Here is a 16072-nt window from a genome sequence, read left to right as displayed (position 1 = left end):
ACCATGGACAGGCCGTCCCGGATACAGCTCGGTGCACTGACGATCGCGGCAACGCGGCCACGGATGCTGGCCCGCTTCTACTCCACGCTGCTGGGCTGGCCCTACATCAGGGAGGAGGAGCCTGGACCGGGACGACCACCAGACGCAGGTTACGCGCTGGTCTGCCCTCCTGACGGCGTGGCCGAGCCGGCCTTGAACTTCGAGTACGACCCTTACCATCGACGGCCTGTATGGCCGAGCGTCGAGGCGGAGCAGACCACCACGCAACACCTGGACCTCGGTGTGGACGACCTCGACGGCGCGGTTGCGTGGGCGATCGAGTGCGGCGCCACTCTTCCCGACTTCCAGCCGGCACCGTCACAGCACCGCGTGCTGATCGACCCCGAGGGTCACCCCTTCTGCCTCTGCGCCAGCGGGGAGGAAACCTAGCGGCGAGCTGCCGGGCGCTCTTCCTGCTGGACCTGCGTGCCCCTGGGGGAGTTCGTTGCCCAGATTTGGGAGGCCGACGGTCGGTGACCCGTGGCATGCTGCCGCCATGGGTCTGACGGCGAAGCAGTTCCAAGAGGCGGGCGGCGTCGAGGACTGGCGGGTGCTCGCGTTCGGGGCGAGCGCCTGGTTCGACGCTCCGTCGCAACCGGCCGGCGCGGCGCTGGTTCGCCGCGTTGCCGAACTCACCGGCAGCGCCGATCACCTGCCGGACATGGACCTGCGCGCCGGCGGGGTCCACGTCCGGATCGGCACGCCCGGTTCTGCAGGCTTCACCCAGACTGACGTGGCGCTGGCGCGGGCGATCTCGGCGGCGGCGCGGGACCTCGACCTGGCAGCCGATCCGTCCGCCGTGCAGACCGTGCAGCTTGCGATCGACGCACTCGACAAGCCCGCGGTGATGGCGTTCTGGCGCGCCGCGCTCGGCTACGAACGGCTGGATGACGACGACCTGGTGGACGCGATGCGGCGGGATCCGGCGATCTGGTTCCAGCAGCAGGATCAGCCACGGCCGCTGCGCAACCGGATCCACGTCGACGTCGCTCGCCCGCATGCGCTCACCCGCGAAGGGGTGGGAGCGGTCGGCGGCCGCTTTGCCGATGTCGGCGACGTCACGCTCGCCGACGCCGAGGGGAACGAGGCGGACGTCATCCCGGTGGGGCCAGGCGACGCGCTGGGCGAGGGACCGGAGACAGCCGACTGGCGCGACATGTTCGGCGTGATGACGTTCTACCCGCTCGCCTCTCCCTTGCGGGCAGCCGAGCTGGCCACTGTCGTGGCCGGTCTGGCCGACGACGCGGGCCTGCCGCTCCTGGTGGACCTGCGCCCGGACGGCGTCACGATCGACTCCGGCAAGGACCAGGGGGAGGTCGAGGGATTCGGTGACCTGGCTCGCCGGGTCCAGGCGGCGGCGCGCGGCATGGCGCTCACTGCGGACACGACTCGTCTACGCTTCGTCCAGATCGGGATCGACGCGGTCGACATCCCCGCGGTCCGGGGCTTCTGGCGGGCTGTTCTCGGGTACGAATACGACCCGCGGTCCGAGTTCGGGGTCACCGACATCTACGATCCGCGCCGGCTCAACCTGCCGATCTTCTTCCAACAGATGGACGCCTCGGAGGAGGCCAGGCGCAACCAGCGCAACCGCATCCACGTCGACCTTTTCGTGCCCGACGACCAGGCTCGCGGGCGCATCGACGCAGCCATCGCCGCCGGAGGGCGGATCGTGTACGACGACGAGGCGCCGGAATGGTGGACCCTCGCCGACCCCGAAGGCAACGAGGTGGACATCGCGGTCTCGGTCGGGCGTGAAGAACTCTGGCTGGCCGCGCGAGCAGAGTCGAACTGACACTTCGCAGCGACTGAAGGGTGAAGGTCTTGGGGACGATCCACACGGGTGTGGTGGAACTGCGCCTGACGGTCCGGGACATGGAGGAGGCCGACCTGCCGCTCGTCGCCTGCTTCTACTCGCCACTGGGCCTGGAGAAGATGACCGAGGAGCTCGAGCGGGCGCGCCGTGGCGTCGTCGACCATCTGGTCGTGTGCTCGCCAGTGGGGCTGCCGGTCGCGAAGGGCGCAGTCAACTACGACGAGAAGCCCGAGGCGGGGGTGATCTGGACCCTCTCCGTCCGCACCGAGCTGCGCTCGCTCGGGATCGGGTCGGTGCTGATCGCTGCGGCCGAGGATCGGATCCGGGCGCGCGGACTGCGCCGTGCGGAGATCAGTGCGGAGGAGAACAATCCACGGGCACGTGCGCTGTACGAGCGGCTTGGTTACGTGGCGTATGGCAGGGAGCCCGCCTCCTGGGACCAGGAGGCGGAGGACGGCACGATCCAGCGGTACGAGACGATGTGCACGGCGTTGCGCAAGGACCTTGGCCCCTGACACACGTCGATCATGTGGCTCGGGTGTCCGCCCGCACACCTCGGGGTGCGGAACGTGGTCGTTCCCTAGCGATAGGCGCGGGCCTGCAGTTCGAACAGTTCGGCGTAGCGCCCGCCGGACCCGACCAGGTCCTCATGCGCTCCCGTCTCGGTGATCTGACCGTCTTCCATGACGACGATCAGGTCGGCCATGCGTACCGTCGAGAACCGGTGTGACACCAGCACCGTGAGACCGCCCGTCCGGGCCGCCGCCACCTTGGCCGCCGCCGCGAACTGCTCGAACAGCGCGTGTTCGGCGGCCGGGTCGAGCGCGGCGGTCGGTTCGTCGAGCAGCAACAGCAGGGGCTCGTCCCGCATGAACGCACGGGCCAGCGCGAGCCGCTGCCACTGGCCGCCGGACACCTCGACCCCTTCGGAGAACCGCTTGCCGAGTTGGGTGTCGAGTCCGTTCGGTAGGTCGCGTACGACGCCGACCGCACCGCCGCGACGAAGCGCGGTCCCCACCGTCTCTTCGTCGTCCATCCGGGCGAGATCGCCGATACCGACCGACTCGCGCACCGTGAACTCGAACTTGGTGAAGTCCTGGAAGCTCGCCGACATCCGCTGCCGCCACTCGCCAGGCGGGATGGCGCGCAGGTCCACGCCGTCGACAAGCACCGCCCCCTCGGTCGGGTCGTAGAGCCGGGCGAGCAGCTTCACGAGTGTCGTCTTGCCGGCGCCGTTCTCGCCGACCAGCGCCACTGTCGAGCCGGCTGGCAAGCTGAGGTTGACATGGGACAGCACCGGCTTGTCCGAACCGGGGTAGGCGAATCCGACGTCGCGCAGGACGATTCCGGAAGTCAGCCGTTTGGGTGCCGGCGCGCTGGTCTCATCCCACGCGTGCTCCTTGGCATACTCGCGCAACCAGTCGTAGCGGGCGAAGCTCCGGATCACCTCGCCGACCCAGTAGACGTTCTGTGCGATCCCGCCGGTCATCTGGTCGATCTGCGGCGCGATCAGCAACAGCAGCACGACATCGCCGGCACTGGCCTGGCCCTGACGCGCCCGCCACACCACCCAGATCACCGCGGCGATGTAGGCGGCCGCGAATCCCAGCCGCACCGTGCCGTCGATCAGACCGCCCCGCTTCGTGGCGCCGAACAGCACGCGATAGCGGTCGTTCTGCAGCTTGATGATCCGGTCGACGAGCACCGAGTTGAGCCCGAAGACCCTGAGCTCCAGGCCACTTCGCGGATCCTTCGCGATGTCGGCCAGCCGGTCGGTCAGGCGCTCCTGCTGCATGGTTTCTTCCCAGGCCTCCTGCTCCATCCGACCACTGACGTACGCCGACCAGATGCGCGCCGACCCGAGCAACGGCAGCACCAGCAGCAGTGGATGGACCGACGCCAGGAGCGTGAGCACCGTGGCCGTGTTCGCCAGTGTCGCCACTGCGAAGAGCAGGATCTCGGCGCCGACGCCCAGCCGCCAGGAGCGCTCCCGGATCAGCTCCAGCCGGTCGGCGAAGTCGGAGCGCTCGTGATGCATGATGCCCGGCACACCCGTGGTGACATCGAGCAGGTCGGCGTGCACCTGGCGGGCGACGCGTTCCTGCGCGGTGTCGCGCATCGGATCGGTCAGCACCATGCTGACGAACGACACGGCGAAACCGGCGACGATCACCCCGATGCCCCACCCGATGGCGGAGTTCTCCGTGCCGGTGAGACCGTCGACGAGCAGCTTGACGCCGTACGTCTGCATCGGTGACGTCACCGACTGGACGGCGACCAGCAGGCACAACAACCCTATGAGCACAGGAGCGGCCCGGAACGCGGTACCGAGCCAGAGCCGCAGGACCCGCACTGTCCTATCCATCGACTGTCCTATCCATCGACCGCCTCCAGCTCGGTGTCGCGCTCACCGGTGACGTAGCGCTCGGCCTGCAACCGGAACATCGAGGCGTACGTGCCGCCAAGCTTCACCAGCTCGTCATGGCTGCCGGACTCGGTGATCCGGCCGTCGGCGAGCACGCAGATCCGATGCGCGTCGCGGACGACGGAGAACCGGTGCGAGATGATCAACGACGTCACGCCGCTGGTCAGCTCGAGATAACGCTCCACCAGCTGGGCCTCGGCGCGTGCGTCGAGCGCAGCCGCCGGCTCGTCGAGCACCAGCACGCCCGCACCGGCGTGGACGGCGAACAGCGCACGGGCCAGCGCGAGCCGCTGCCACTCGCCGCCGGACAGGTCGACGCCGCCGTCGTAGGTCTTGTCCAGGATCGTGTCCCACTTGTCCGGCAGCGCGTTGATCACGTCCTCGATGCCGGCCTCCCGCGCGGCCAACTCCAGCGCGCCGGGATCCTTGGCGTGTTCGACCGCGCCGAGGACGACGTTGTCGGTGGCGGGCAGCGGGAAGCGCAGGAAGTCCTGGACGATCGCCGCCACCCGGCGCTGCCACGCACCGAGATCGAGCTCGGCCAGGTCCGTACCGTCGATCGTGATCCGGCCGCTGGTCGGCTGGTAGGCGCCGCCCAGCAGCTTTACCAGGGTCGACTTGCCGGCACCGTTGACACCCACCAGTGCGAGGGCCTCCCCCGCCCGGATCTCGAGGTCGAGCCCGCTCAGCACCTCGTGGTCTGAGCCTGGGTAGCGGAAGCTCACGTTCTCGAAGCGAATCGCCTCTCGCGGCATCTTGTCCACGATGTCGTTCACCTCGAGGTCGTTCACCTCGGCGACGGGCTCTGGATAGCGCTCGGCGATCAGCTTGGGCAGATCGCGCATCGAGCGGTAGGCCGACAACGCGCGTCGGATCATCATGACGCCGAAGCCGTTGTAGGACATGCCCACCGCGAGGATGGCCGGGACGGTGGTGGCCACCTGGGTCAGCGGGAGGTCACCGGCCAGTGCGGCCCGGCCGACCAGGAGGACCGCGCCGGCCTGCGCACCGAGATGGATCACGCCGACGCCGATCGCGGCGACCGTCCCACGCCGTCGGGCCTCCCAGACCGGCCGGAACGACTCGGTCCACTTCGCGACGTACCGGTCGACCAGAAAACTGCCCAGGCCGAAGACCCGCAGCTCCTTCGGTGCGTCGCGCATGCCGAGGTTGAACGCGTAGTCGGCCTGGCGCTGCCCCTCGGTGTTGCCGAACCACGAGTCGAGCTCGCGCTCGCAGGTCGTCGCGCGGTAGTACTCCATGAAGAGGGTGACCGCGACCAGCCCGATCGCGACGGGCCAGGAGAACATCTGTCCGACGAGCGCGGCCGAACCGAACAGGGTGAGCCGGCTGGACAGGAGCCAGCGCACGTTGCGTACACCACGGCCGACCTGGAAGCCGGCCTTGCCCTTGGCATGATCCTGGATGTCCTTGATCTGCGGGTCTTCCAGATGTGCGATCCGGCGCGGACGCAGCACCGGCTCGGTGATGCCGATGGCGAGCGCGCGGTGGACGTGGTTGTCGAGGTTGAGTCCGATCATCTGGTCGAACGTCGGCAGCATGCTTTCGACCAGGAACGCCGCGAGCAGCGCGGCGAGCAGCAGGCTGAACGCGGTCAACGACAGCGCGTCAGGCTTGTTGGCGATCACTCCGGGCACCGCGCCGACGACCTGGCCGACCAGGAACGTCAACAGCACGCTGAGCCCAGCGGAGGCGATCGCCAGCGCCAGCGACGTGGCGGCACTGGCGGGTGCGATCCGGAACATGTAGCGAAGGAGGGTGAACATGGCTCGACGACCGTAACGCCGGCCGCCGACACACTCGACCGGTTTTCGGCCGACCTAGGCGAGCCCGAGGAACGAGCGCCTGGCCTCGTCCGCCGTTCCGCCGTTGAGCGACAGTCCCAGCAGGTGCCATCCGCCGGACACGATGTGCAGCTCCGCCTGTGGGATGGTCGCGGCGGCGTGATAGGCGTTGCTGGGTTCGGCATCGCCGTCATGCGAGCCGTGAAGCACCAACGTCGGGCAGGTGACGCCGGCCGTCAACGAGTCGTCGAGCGTTGCCCACTGTTCGAGGTCGTTCTCTAGGCCGGGTGCTCGGTCCTCATAGGGAGTGAGCGCGCCCAGCACAGCGCGGACATACTCCATTTTGCTGCGATCGCTCAGAATCCAGTCGACCGTTGTCCGCCGGGTCTGGCTGTCGAGGGACGACTCCTGTCGCACGAAGTCGGAGATGGCGGTGCGGGGCCAGCGGTGGGCGGCGACGGAGGTGAGCCACGCACCGTGGCGGCTCAGGTAGATCATCTTGACGAGGGCAGGTATTCGGGGGGCGTAGTGCCGGCTGATGGCGGACTCGAGGACCAGCGCGGTCGTCCTGGTTGGGTGTCGGCGGGCGAACTCGATGGCGGGCGGTCCGCCACCACTGAGGCCGTAGGCGACCACTCTCGCCACGCCGAGCTCGTCGAGCAGAGCGGTAGCCGCATCCGCCTGCTCCGGGAAGGTTCGTCCCACCTCGAGTGGCGTGCGGAGGTAGCCGGGGCGGGACCAGCCGATGAGCCGGCAACCGAGGCTCGCCAGGGGAGCAAGCAGGTCGGTCTGCTCGTGGCCGCCGGGTCCACCGTGGAAGTACAGGACCGGCAGGCCGGTCGACGACCCGCTCACGGTGTACTCGATCGGCCCCGTACGCGTGGTGGCCAACTGGCTGCCCATCCTCAGCTCCGCTCGCCGTCGGGTGGCGAAACGCTTGTAGCCGTACGGCATGAGCACTCCCTTCGCCGTCGCGTCCACCGCCGGGTGCGCGCTTATCCGGAGACGATCACCCGACGGCCGCCCTTGTCCGCCAGCCGCGTGACGACCGCCGTCGACTTGCCGGCTATCGACCCGGCGACGTAGCGATCGAGGAGGGGAAGCCGGGCGAGCCTCAGGATCGCGCGGCGCATCCGGAGCTGCAGGGCCGAGCGTGGAAGGAACCACCGGACGCTGTCCCTGGCGACCCGCTGCTTGGCTGTCACGACTGGCCGCATGGCACGCTCGTACTCGACCAGGGCGGCGTCGACAGTGCCGGCGCCGGCCAGGTGTTCGGCGAGGACGTATCCGCCGGCGATCCCGAGAGACGCTCCCTGGCCCGCCAGCAGCGACACCGCACCGCAGGCGTCGCCGACGAGGACGACCCGGCCCCGGCTCCAGGACGGCAGCTCGATCTGGGCGACCTGGTCGTAGTAGACCTCGGTCGGTGCCGGGCAGGCGGCCAGTGCCGTGGGAGAGATCCACCCCAACGAGGCGTACTCGCGGCGAATCGCCTCCCGCGGATCGTCGGGCAGCGTCGGGTCGGGCGTGCGGTGCACCGCGAACACGGCGACCTTTCCCTCGCGTAGTCCGTAGAAGCCCAACTGTCTGTCGACGGAGTCGGTCAGGCAGAACTGTCCGTCGACCTGTGCATGGATCGCGTCATCGTCGAACACGAACGCCGCGGTGTGGAAGCCGAGGTACCGAAGGTAGGTGTCTTCCTCGCCGAAGACGATCCGGCGCACCGCGGAGTGAATGCCGTCGGCTCCCACGAGTACGTCTGCTTCGAGCACGACGTTGTCGGACGTGGTGACCGCCACGCCGTCCGCGTCGTTGGCGACGGAGATGATGCTGGTGTCGAATCGTAGGTCCACGGTGTCGGGCAGACTTTCGCGCAGTCCACGTTCGAGGTCTGACCGCGTGATGCTCAACAGCCGACCGCGCACGATCTTGGCGAACTGTGCGAACCGCATCCCGGCACGGCGGCGTCCCGCCCCGTCCCGATAGGTCACCTCCTCGACGTGGTAACTGAGCTCGGCCAGTCGAGGCAGGACTCCCATCGCCTCGGCCGCGTCGTAGCCGGGGCCGAAGAAGTCGAGCATGTAGCCCTGCGTACGTGGAGCCGCCGCCTTCTCCAGGACAACGACATCCCAACCGAGGGTGGCCAGCCGCTGTGCCGAAGCCAGCCCGGCGATCCCGGCACCACACACCACAGCCGCCTTCATCTGCTTGCACGATCCTTCCGGTTGCCCCGCTGTTGTCGGCGAGCAGGTGTGAGGAGCCTTGCGAGGACAGGCGTCACGGTCGCAGCACTCGTACCGGGGCTGAGCGCCCGGTGCAGGACGAGCCCGTCGACCGCGGCCGCGACGACAGCGGCGGTCTGGTCCGGTGCCGCCACACCGAGCCGCGCGAACCGCCTGGCGAGCAGCTCTCGGAAGTCCGCGACGACTGCCGCGAGTGCCGTGCGCAGCTCCTCATCCCGGGTCGCGGCCAGGAAGGACTCGACGAACAGCAACGACATCGGATCACGCCCGCTGTAGCCGTCCAGGGCCGACAGGATCACCTCCAGCGCGGCCTCCGGTGTCGAGGCATCCTCGAGCAGCGTCCGGAACTCCTCCATGACGCCGTGCATACTGTCGAGCGCAGCCCTGGACAGCAGCGCCTGCACCGACGCGAAGTGGTAGTGCACCAACCCCGGCGCAACCCCGGCCCGCTCGGCAAGCATCCGCGTACTGACCCCCGACCAGCCGACCTCCACGATCAACTCGGCTGCTGCGGCCAGCAGTCGTCCCCGCACTACCCGACCACGGACCGTCGCCGATGCGGCCATCACACGCCCTCTGCGGTCATCGAGATTCCTGGTCATTCGCCCTGGGCAGTTGCCCAACTTTAGCATCGCGCGATGACAGCGCGACACCGAGGAGGAAGGTCGCGATCGCGATCAGGCGGTGACGCTCAAGTGCCCAACATTCGGTCGAGCAGGGTGTCCAGGGTGATCACCCCGGCCAGCGACCCGTCCGGCCCCACGACGGCTACCAGTGGGCTGCGGGTCCGAGCCATCAGCGCTGCGATCTCCAGCACGGTGGCCGAGGGGTCGACGACCGGTAGCTCCCGGCGTTGGTCGGGTAGGCATTCGCGGACCGTCCGGTCCTCCAGTCCACGCAGGAACACGTCGGCGTGCGCCTCGTCGATCACCCGGGCGAGCGCCGGATCGTCCTGACAGTAGGCGGGCACACCGAGCCGCAGCACCTGGGTGCCCGGCAGTACGGTCGCCGGCCGGTTCTGCTGATCGACGACCACCAGGCCCGGCAGATTCTGGCCGGCGAGCAGCCGAGCCGCTTCGATGGCCGATGTGTCCAGGCCGACTGTGGGAAAGTCGGCCGCAAGGTCGCGTGCCCGCATCGGAAGCTCCTTCGTCCGGAATCGCTTCAACGACGCCGACCAGACTTCCCGGCACACCGCCGAGGACACTATCCCATCGCCGGCGGTCAGTCGCCGAGGCTGCCGAGGGCGTCGAAAGCCTGGTCGATGAGGTCGGGGAGTTCGGGTGTGCCGTTGCCCTCCGCCCACGTGGTGATCGCAGTGGTGAGTGCGGCCAGCGCAGCGGCTGCGACGACGCGGGTCTCCAAGGTGACGTCGGAGTCGGCGCGGGCCGCCAGCGTCTGGGCGAACAGCTGCTCCGTGGCGGCCAGGTTGTGGATCATTCGGGCCCGCAGGGCCGGAGTGTGCAGGATCAGCCGGGTTCGGACGAGGAGGGCGTCCCGGTCGGTCGCGTAGACGAGGCCCAACCCTTGGCGGATAGCTTCGCGGAGTGTGGTGAGCGGGCCTTCGTCGTCGGGGCGGCCCTCGATGAAGGCGACCAGCAGCGGGTCGTACTCGTCGTTCTCGACCACTGCTTCCTTGGTGGGGAAGTAGCGGAAGAACGTCATGTGCGACACGCCCGCGGCCGCCGCGATCTCGGCGACCGTCGTCGTCTCGTAGCCGTTGGCCAGGAACAGCCGCAGCGCGTGCTCCTGGATCGAACGCCGGGTCTGCGCCTTGCGCTGCTCGCGAAGACCGGGCGGGCTGGGCCGGCCCTCCGAGGCACGTGCGGGTGCCGGTCCGGGGCGTTTGACGCGGCGGGGGGTCACAGTCGACCAGTCTCCACGAACCGGCCGAACCAGCCGTCCAGACTCTCGCGGCCCAGCCCGCTCCGCCATGCGAGGTGGCCATCGGGCCGGACCAGCATGCCGAGCCGGGCGGACGTGCCGATCGGCTCGAGGACCGTCACGGCTTCGGCGCCGAGGCGCTCGAGTGCGGTCTCCTCGTCGGTGCCACCGACGACGGCCGCCGGGCGGAGGAATGCCCACCGGCCACCGAGTTCCGCGTGCAGCCGGGTGCGGGTTCCGTCGGACCGCTGGCAGGCAAGATCCGGCACGCGGTCGCCGACCTGCGGGGTCCCGCCGGTCGGCGCCCACCGCAGCGGCCTCGGCCGCTGATCACCGAGCGGGCCGTTGCGGTAGGTCACCTTCAGCTGCGAGGCATGCTCCCAGATCAACCGCTGGATGGTCGGCCGGTCCATCAGCGGGACGAACAGGTGGTCACGAACCCACCGGGCGGGCGCGTTGTCGCCCAGCACCAGGCCGGTCATCGCGCTGGTGGAGCTCAGCACGTCGGCTGCGATCGGGCGACGTTCGGCCTGATAGGTGTCCAGCAAGGCGACGCCGGCGCGGTCGCGTAGCACCAGGGCAAGCTTCCAGGCGAGGTTCTCGGCGTCACCCAGCCCGGTGTTCATGCCCTGTCCGCCGAACGGGCTGTGGATGTGCGCCGCATCGCCGGCGAGGATGATGCGCCCGCTGCGGTAAGTCTCGGCCAGCCGCCGGTGGACGCGGAACGTCGAGGTCCACACGGTCCCGCGTACGGTCGTCGACGCGCAGCCGGCCTCGTCGCGCAGGAGGCCGATGAGGGTGTCGAGCACGGCACCAGGCGGTGTCCCGGCCGTGGGCGTGGGCGTTGGCTCCACTGGTGCCATCAGCCGCCAGAGGTCCGCACCCGGTAGGGGAAAGGCGCCGAGCATCCGATCGCGCCGCAGCCACACCGCGACACCATCGCGAGGAAGCGGAAGGTCGGCGTGGATGTCTGCCAGGAGGAACCGCTCGATCAGCGGGACACCGGGGAATCCGATGCCGGCGAGTTTGCGGACCTGGCTGTGCGCACCGTCGCAGCCGACCAGCCACCCGGCCCGTACGACCTCCCGCTGCCCGGCGACCTCGACGCCCACGCCCGTCGTGTCCTGACTGGCGTTCACGACCTCGCGTCCCCACTCGACAGGGACGCCCAACTCGAGCAGCCGGTCGGCGAGAGCGGACTCGATCTCTGCCTGGGAGACGAGCAGGCCCGGCCTCGTCACCAGCTTCGTCCGTTGGCCCACCCGCAGCGTGGCCGCACGGCGCCCGTCGAGGTGCACCGCGACGTTGGCGATGCCGAGGGACCGGTCGGGCAGGTCGCCGAGCGCACCCAGACGGTCGAGCACCTCGGCACCCCGCGGTTGCAGGCCGAGTGCGCGAGACGTCGTAGCAGGTCCGACCGCCTTGTCCAGGACGCGGACCGAGGCGCCGCCCTCCACCAACCCGCAGGCGAGGGCGAGCCCGGTCGGCCCGGCACCGACAACCACCACGTCCACACGTCCAGTCATGGAGGAAGTGTTATTGACTAACGCATGTTAGTCAATAACACTACGAGGGCAGTCCGAGGTTTCGGTCGGTCCCGGACAGCTTCGCCGTCAGTGCGACGCTGCGGCGCCACCGTCGAGGCCCGAATCGCCAGGAATAGTCGGCAGCCCGTCGTGGGTTCGCCCGGACATGACCGTCACACCATTCAGCCCGCGCACGCTGCTCGCGGAGAGTCGACTCGGTGTCCTCGCGACGATCAAGTCGAACGGCCGCCCCCAGCTTTCCCCCGTCACGCCCTTCTACGACCAGGAGGCCGGCATCATCTACGTGTCGATGACCGAGGGACGCGCCAAGACGGCGAACCTGCGTCGTGACCCGCGGGCCGCACTGGAAGTCACCAGCCCCGACGGTTGGGCGTGGGCCACCGCCGAGGGCACGGCGACACTCACGGGTCCAGGAACCGACCCCCACGGCCCCGAGGTCGAGGCACTGGTGGACTACTACCGCGCCGCCGCCGGAGAGCACCCGGACTGGGACGAGTACCGATCGGTGATGGTGTCCGACCGTAGGGTGCTCATGGCGATGACGGTCGATCACGTGTACGGCGCCAAGATCCGCTGACACCCGTCCTGCAGGGCGTCGACCGTCAGGTGCTGAGGTCGTCGGAGCGTCCGGCGTCCACGCGTGGCCACTGCGCGATGGGACGTCCGTTGGTGCGGAAGGGGTTGGCATCCGAGCGCGGCGGCGGCCAGCTGGCGGGTGTGTCCTGCCAAGCCTCCCGCCGGCCGTAGACGGTCATGTCCAACAGCCCATAGGTGTTGTCCATCGCCTCCAGTCCGCGGCCGCTTGTCCAGTAGGTCTCGAACACCCTGTCCTCGTGTCGCAGGTAGCGGACCAGAGGCGCCGGGGACCGTTGGCGATCGCCGAGCAGGGCATCCGCCGCGTCCTGCGCCGAGTACCAGGGCACGTCCCATCCCATGAAGTCGCGGTAGCGGACGCTCACGTCGTACGGGCCCTGGCACAAGGTGGCGTACGTGACGTCGCGCGAGTGCAGGTTCGACAGCTCGCGCACCTGGCCGTTGAAGAACGTGCAGCCCTCGCACTGTTCGGCCGCGGAGTGGCCGACGTGCCACATGTGGAAGTACGCGATGAGCTGCTCCCGGCCCTCGAACACGTCGAGCAAGGTGACGGGCCCGTTCTCGCCGATCAGCGTGACCGTGGCGTCGACCTCCACCATCGGCAGGCGTCGCCGCACCGCCGCGATCGCATCACCCTCGTGGGTGTGCAGTACGGCGGGAACCTGCTGCTGAGCGCGCCTGCCGCCAATGACCTGCAGATCAGGCAGTACATGTACGGCCATTCGCTGTTGCGCTATCTCAACGACGGCCTCGATATCGGGCCTGGCCTGGTTTCGAGCTGGGACCAACGACGACGCGTCGGAGTGGACGCTGCACTTCCGCGAAGGGCTGAGGTGGTCCGACGGCGAACCGTGGACCACCGCCGACATCATGTTCTGGTGGGAGGACATGGTCCTCGACGAGGACCACACCGAAACTCCTCCCGACGAGTCGAAGTCCGGCAAAGGCACCCTCATGAAACTGACCGCGCGCCGGACGACCACACCCTGGTGATGACGCTCGACGCGCCCGGTCCCCTGACGGCGGCGCGGCTGGCCAGCTACGTCAACAGGGGCAACGGCACCACCTGGATGGAGCCGAAGCACTACATGCAGCAGTTCCACCCCCGGTACAACAAGTCCGTGGGCAAGGACTGGGCCACCGCGGACGGTGAGTTCGACCGGAAGCGCGACTACACGGCCAATCCCGAGTGCCCGACGATGACTGGTTGGCGGCTGAAGTCCTACCGCGACGCCCGCCAGGCGGTCTGGGAACGCAACCCTTACTACTGGTGCGCCGACCCCGACGGGCGACAACTTCCGAACATCGACACGTTGACCATCGCGGTCGTCGACGATCCGGAAGTCGGTCGCCTGCAGATTCAGGAAGGCAGTCTGAACTACGTTCACGGACCGTTCGCGGGTCTCACGCTGGCCGACATCTCCGGGTTCAAACAGACCGAGAACCGTAGTGGTGTCGAGGTGCTCCTCTGGGACGGCGGCAGTGGCACGGGATCGATGTTCTATTTCAACTACGACCACAAGGACCCGCGGATGCGCGCGTTGGTCCGCGAGCCGAAGTTTCGGCAGGCGCTCTCGCACGCGGTCGATCGGGACGAGGTGCAAAAGCAGGTCTACTTCAAGACCGGTGAGCCGACGACGGGCACGATGAGTCCGAAGGCCATCGAGTGCCAGGTCAACGACGAGGGAAGGAAGGTCTACCGCGAGTGGCGCGACTCGTACGTGACGTACGACCCGGCCCGTGCCAAGGCCCTGCTCGACGAGATCGGCGTCGTCGACAAGGACGGCGACGGGCGGCGGGAGATGCCAGACGGGAGCCCGCTGAAGATCCGCCTCGACTACCCGGCCGAAACCACCGAAGATCACCTGCAGAAGAAATGTCGTACGGCTGCCGGCCGCGCGACCTGCTGAAACGTGACTGGGAGGCCATCGGCGTCACCGTCGCTCAGAATCCGGTCTCACCCGACGCCTTCGGTGTTCAATGGGACGCGGGTCTGCTGGAGACACAGTCGGCCTGGGAGGTCGGCAACGGCCCCGACCATCTCGCCCAGGCGGCGTGGCTCGTCCCGATTGAACCCACTCGCTAGGCTCCGCTCGAGGGTCAGTTCTACAAGTGCGCGGCACGCCGGAGGAGAAGTCCCAGAAGGACGTCGATCCGTTCGAGCGGACCCCGCCACGGATGGAGCCCGACCCGGACGGACCGATCGCCGCCCTGTGGAAGCTGTACGACCAGAGCAAGGTCGAGCCGGACGCGATCAGGCGTCGGCAACTGGCCTGGGACATGGTCAAGATCCACGTCGAGGCCGGACCTTTTCTTCATGGGGACGGTGTCGAACACACCGCAGCTGGTCCTCGCGCACAAGGACCTCAGGAATGTGCCGCGCCGGGAGAACCTTGCCCTCGGCGGTTTCGTCAATCCCTGGCAGCATCCGTCGCCAGCGGTCTACGATCCCGAGGCGTACTTCTGGGCCAACCCGGACGAGCACACCTGAGTAGAGGGTGCGGCCTGGACGCCTCAGGCCGCACCCTCGAATCCGGATCAGGGCCGGTCAGTCTGGCTGTCCACCGGCGCCCGCAGAAGCGTCTCCCTGACCGACAGTGGGGCGGGCACGTCGAGATTCAACAGCCGCGGATGGCCGAGGATCGCGACCTCGTACCCCATGACGAAACCCGTCTCGGGATCGAGGAGGAGCGTCTCGCGGAGGGTGGAGGTCGGGTAGTCCGGCGCCGCGCCACGTCGCTCCTGTGCCACGATCGCGAGGGAGGTCTGCTTCCGCCACGTGGTCGTCGTGTACGCCCGAAGTGGCAGGTACCGCGTGTCGGCCCAGTCGAAGTGTTCCTCATGGTCGGCGAGGACCCGGAGGAGTGCCGCACGGACCTCAGGGCTGAGCCGCGTTCCCCGTCCCCCTCGCCCGTCGCCCAGCTTGGGCTCACCCGACAGCGTGGCCACAGCCGCGAGAAGCTGCGCCGTGCCGTTGTCCTCGATCGGCTGACTCCGCATCGCCCGAAGCTTCGCGGCCATCGCCTGCGGATCCGAGGGGAGGGTGCGTGGCCGGCCGAAGTGGCCAGGTGGGTAGATCGTGTCCTCGATCCCTTCTCCCCACCTGCGTGCCTCCGCGCGGGCCCGCTCGGTCGCGGGATTCGGGAAGTAGGGCCTGCCGTAGTGCTTTCTCTCCCGTCCCGAACCATCCTGGTTGTTGATCCACTGCTCGGTGACGGTGGGAACGGCAACCGACTCCGCGCCGCCCGGGGCCTCCGCGTTGGTGCTGAGGTCCCAGCCCCACGACTTGCCGTACGTATATGGCCCGACCGCCGGAGGCGGGAGTTTCTCGACCTTGTCGGCCAACTCCCGCAGAACCTGCCGCGTGGTGCGGCCCGGGATCGGCGCCAGCGCCAGCACCGGTGGTGTGACCGCGGCCTGTGCGGTCGGACGCGAGGAGCGTCCCGGCATCGGCAGTTGGTCGGCCAGGACAACCGCCGCACCGGCTGCACCGGCGACACCCAGGGCCAGCACCCGCCGGCGCGCCACGCTCGTGCCCGAGCCTCGTTGTCGACCGGCGGCGTCGGCGTGTGCGTCGAGTAGGGCCTCCACCCGCCGGGTCACCCGCGCGGAGATCTCGGTGTCCCGATCGACCGCCACCGCAGGGTCGGCCGGCATCAGCGTCCGCACCCGTCCCACGTCCCTGCTCGTCCTGGTCACCTTGCTCACCTTGCTCATCT

Annotated in this window: 19 protein-coding genes and 1 pseudogene; 9 read left to right on the top strand and 11 right to left on the bottom strand. The window is 68.9% G+C overall.

Annotated features, from left to right (window positions below; genetic code table 11):
• Positions 1-3: 3 nt before the first annotated feature.
• The 3 genes from ABNF93_RS15885 (at position 4) to ABNF93_RS15875 (ending at position 2370) form a co-directional block, all read left to right on the top strand.
• Entirely contained in the window at positions 4-429 is a 426-nt protein-coding gene (locus ABNF93_RS15885; protein ID WP_349328836.1) for a VOC family protein, read from the top strand.
• Between the two features lie 106 nt (positions 430-535).
• The gene (locus ABNF93_RS15880; protein WP_349328835.1) at positions 536-1834 is read left to right on the top strand and encodes a 4a-hydroxytetrahydrobiopterin dehydratase family protein; all 1299 of its coding nucleotides are present in this window, start codon (positions 536-538) and stop codon (positions 1832-1834) included.
• 20 nt (positions 1835-1854) lie between these two features.
• Complete coding sequence (locus tag ABNF93_RS15875; protein WP_349328834.1) at positions 1855-2370, top strand: GNAT family N-acetyltransferase; 516 nt, start codon at positions 1855-1857, stop codon at positions 2368-2370.
• A gap of 65 nt (positions 2371-2435) precedes the next feature.
• Here the strand turns inward: ABNF93_RS15875 and ABNF93_RS15870 are convergent, their stop codons facing one another.
• From ABNF93_RS15870 to ABNF93_RS15835, 8 genes are all read right to left on the bottom strand, one after another.
• Positions 2436-4220, bottom strand: coding sequence for an ABC transporter ATP-binding protein (locus ABNF93_RS15870; RefSeq protein WP_349328833.1), 1785 nt, complete (start codon positions 4218-4220; stop codon positions 2436-2438).
• Between the two features lie 8 nt (positions 4221-4228).
• On the bottom strand, positions 4229-6067 hold the full coding sequence (locus ABNF93_RS15865) for an ATP-binding cassette domain-containing protein (RefSeq protein ID WP_349328832.1): 1839 nt from the start codon (positions 6065-6067) through the stop codon (positions 4229-4231).
• 54 nt (positions 6068-6121) lie between these two features.
• Entirely contained in the window at positions 6122-7039 is a 918-nt protein-coding gene (locus ABNF93_RS15860; RefSeq protein WP_349328831.1) for an alpha/beta fold hydrolase, read from the bottom strand.
• Positions 7040-7080: 41 nt separating this feature from the next.
• Entirely contained in the window at positions 7081-8289 is a 1209-nt protein-coding gene (locus ABNF93_RS15855) for an FAD-dependent oxidoreductase (protein ID WP_349328830.1), read from the bottom strand.
• Positions 8286-8894 (bottom strand): TetR/AcrR family transcriptional regulator, encoded by a 609-nt coding sequence (locus tag ABNF93_RS15850; protein ID WP_349328829.1) that lies wholly within the window; start codon positions 8892-8894, stop codon positions 8286-8288. The genes ABNF93_RS15855 and ABNF93_RS15850 overlap by 4 nt, the downstream gene beginning before the upstream one ends.
• 125 nt (positions 8895-9019) lie before the next feature.
• On the bottom strand, positions 9020-9466 hold the full coding sequence (locus tag ABNF93_RS15845; RefSeq protein ID WP_349328828.1) for a CBS domain-containing protein: 447 nt from the start codon (positions 9464-9466) through the stop codon (positions 9020-9022).
• 86 nt (positions 9467-9552) lie between these two features.
• The gene (locus ABNF93_RS15840) at positions 9553-10194 is read right to left on the bottom strand and encodes an acyl-CoA-like ligand-binding transcription factor (RefSeq protein WP_349328827.1); all 642 of its coding nucleotides are present in this window, start codon (positions 10192-10194) and stop codon (positions 9553-9555) included.
• Positions 10191-11738, bottom strand: a complete 1548-nt coding sequence (locus ABNF93_RS15835; protein ID WP_349328826.1) for an FAD-dependent monooxygenase — start codon at positions 11736-11738, stop codon at positions 10191-10193. The genes ABNF93_RS15840 and ABNF93_RS15835 overlap by 4 nt, the downstream gene beginning before the upstream one ends.
• 166 nt (positions 11739-11904) lie before the next feature.
• Here ABNF93_RS15835 and ABNF93_RS15830 point away from each other — a divergent pair, with 166 nt between their 5' ends.
• Positions 11905-12336: a PPOX class F420-dependent oxidoreductase gene (locus ABNF93_RS15830; RefSeq protein WP_349328825.1), complete on the top strand. Its 432-nt coding sequence runs from the start codon at positions 11905-11907 to the stop codon at positions 12334-12336.
• 25 nt (positions 12337-12361) lie between these two features.
• On the opposite strand, the gene ABNF93_RS15825 is transcribed toward ABNF93_RS15830, so the two are convergent.
• Positions 12362-13075 carry a DUF899 family protein gene (locus ABNF93_RS15825; RefSeq protein WP_349328824.1) on the bottom strand — a complete coding sequence of 238 codons (714 nt, stop codon included), beginning with the start codon at positions 13073-13075 and terminating at the stop codon, positions 12362-12364.
• Here ABNF93_RS15825 and ABNF93_RS15820 point away from each other — a divergent pair.
• The 4 genes and pseudogenes from ABNF93_RS15820 to ABNF93_RS15805 form a co-directional block, all read left to right on the top strand.
• A pseudogene (locus ABNF93_RS15820) lies at positions 13041-13202 on the top strand (hypothetical protein); the annotation flags it as partial. The gene ABNF93_RS15825 and the pseudogene ABNF93_RS15820 overlap by 35 nt on opposite strands.
• Positions 13203-13223: 21 nt before the next feature.
• The gene (locus ABNF93_RS15815) at positions 13224-13346 is read left to right on the top strand and encodes a hypothetical protein (RefSeq protein WP_349329025.1); all 123 of its coding nucleotides are present in this window, start codon (positions 13224-13226) and stop codon (positions 13344-13346) included.
• Positions 13346-14263, top strand: a complete 918-nt coding sequence (locus ABNF93_RS15810; RefSeq protein ID WP_349328823.1) for an ABC transporter substrate-binding protein — start codon at positions 13346-13348, stop codon at positions 14261-14263. The genes ABNF93_RS15815 and ABNF93_RS15810 overlap by 1 nt, the downstream gene beginning before the upstream one ends.
• Positions 14230-14439: a hypothetical protein gene (locus ABNF93_RS15805; RefSeq protein ID WP_349328822.1), complete on the top strand. Its 210-nt coding sequence runs from the start codon at positions 14230-14232 to the stop codon at positions 14437-14439. The genes ABNF93_RS15810 and ABNF93_RS15805 overlap by 34 nt, the downstream gene beginning before the upstream one ends.
• Positions 14440-14459: 20 nt before the next feature.
• Here ABNF93_RS15805 and ABNF93_RS15800 read toward each other — a convergent pair whose 3' ends face one another.
• Positions 14460-14672 (bottom strand): hypothetical protein, encoded by a 213-nt coding sequence (locus ABNF93_RS15800; protein ID WP_349328821.1) that lies wholly within the window; start codon positions 14670-14672, stop codon positions 14460-14462.
• A 7-nt stretch (positions 14673-14679) separates the two neighbouring features.
• Here ABNF93_RS15800 and ABNF93_RS15795 point away from each other — a divergent pair, with 7 nt between their 5' ends.
• Positions 14680-14844, top strand: coding sequence for a hypothetical protein (locus tag ABNF93_RS15795; protein WP_349328820.1), 165 nt, complete (start codon positions 14680-14682; stop codon positions 14842-14844).
• Positions 14845-14891: 47 nt separating this feature from the next.
• Here ABNF93_RS15795 and ABNF93_RS15790 read toward each other — a convergent pair whose 3' ends face one another.
• Positions 14892-16070 (bottom strand): hypothetical protein, encoded by a 1179-nt coding sequence (locus tag ABNF93_RS15790; protein ID WP_349328819.1) that lies wholly within the window; start codon positions 16068-16070, stop codon positions 14892-14894.
• Positions 16071-16072 lie beyond the last annotated feature (2 nt).

Source organism: Actinopolymorpha sp. B9G3 (genome assembly GCF_040120725.1).
Classification (GTDB): Bacteria; Actinomycetota; Actinomycetes; order Propionibacteriales; family Actinopolymorphaceae; genus Thermasporomyces.
Note: the sequence above shows the minus strand (reverse complement) of the source record. Positions and strands in the feature narration are given on the sequence as shown.

What these genes read in the sequence shown, in the direction of transcription:
- ABNF93_RS15850 (WP_349328829.1), bottom strand. Translation starts at nt 8,894, where the DNA reads ATGGCCGCATCGGCGACGGTCCGTGGTCGGGTAGTGCGGGGACGACTG.
- ABNF93_RS15870 (WP_349328833.1), bottom strand. Translation starts at nt 4,220, where the DNA reads ATGGATAGGACAGTGCGGGTCCTGCGGCTCTGGCTCGGTACCGCGTTC.
- ABNF93_RS15865 (WP_349328832.1), bottom strand. Translation starts at nt 6,067, where the DNA reads ATGTTCACCCTCCTTCGCTACATGTTCCGGATCGCACCCGCCAGTGCC.
- ABNF93_RS15815 (WP_349329025.1), top strand. Translation starts at nt 13,224, where the DNA reads ATGTTCTGGTGGGAGGACATGGTCCTCGACGAGGACCACACCGAAACT.
- ABNF93_RS15825 (WP_349328824.1), bottom strand. Translation starts at nt 13,075, where the DNA reads ATGGCCGTACATGTACTGCCTGATCTGCAGGTCATTGGCGGCAGGCGC.
- ABNF93_RS15855 (WP_349328830.1), bottom strand. Translation starts at nt 8,289, where the DNA reads ATGAAGGCGGCTGTGGTGTGTGGTGCCGGGATCGCCGGGCTGGCTTCG.
- ABNF93_RS15810 (WP_349328823.1), top strand. Translation starts at nt 13,346, where the DNA reads ATGACGCTCGACGCGCCCGGTCCCCTGACGGCGGCGCGGCTGGCCAGC.
- ABNF93_RS15800 (WP_349328821.1), bottom strand. Translation starts at nt 14,672, where the DNA reads ATGAAGAAAAGGTCCGGCCTCGACGTGGATCTTGACCATGTCCCAGGC.
- ABNF93_RS15880 (WP_349328835.1), top strand. Translation starts at nt 536, where the DNA reads ATGGGTCTGACGGCGAAGCAGTTCCAAGAGGCGGGCGGCGTCGAGGAC.
- ABNF93_RS15885 (WP_349328836.1), top strand. Translation starts at nt 4, where the DNA reads ATGGACAGGCCGTCCCGGATACAGCTCGGTGCACTGACGATCGCGGCA.
- ABNF93_RS15830 (WP_349328825.1), top strand. Translation starts at nt 11,905, where the DNA reads ATGACCGTCACACCATTCAGCCCGCGCACGCTGCTCGCGGAGAGTCGA.
- ABNF93_RS15845 (WP_349328828.1), bottom strand. Translation starts at nt 9,466, where the DNA reads ATGCGGGCACGCGACCTTGCGGCCGACTTTCCCACAGTCGGCCTGGAC.
- ABNF93_RS15790 (WP_349328819.1), bottom strand. Translation starts at nt 16,070, where the DNA reads ATGAGCAAGGTGAGCAAGGTGACCAGGACGAGCAGGGACGTGGGACGG.
- ABNF93_RS15805 (WP_349328822.1), top strand. Translation starts at nt 14,230, where the DNA reads ATGTCGTACGGCTGCCGGCCGCGCGACCTGCTGAAACGTGACTGGGAG.
- ABNF93_RS15860 (WP_349328831.1), bottom strand. Translation starts at nt 7,039, where the DNA reads ATGCCGTACGGCTACAAGCGTTTCGCCACCCGACGGCGAGCGGAGCTG.
- ABNF93_RS15835 (WP_349328826.1), bottom strand. Translation starts at nt 11,738, where the DNA reads ATGACTGGACGTGTGGACGTGGTGGTTGTCGGTGCCGGGCCGACCGGG.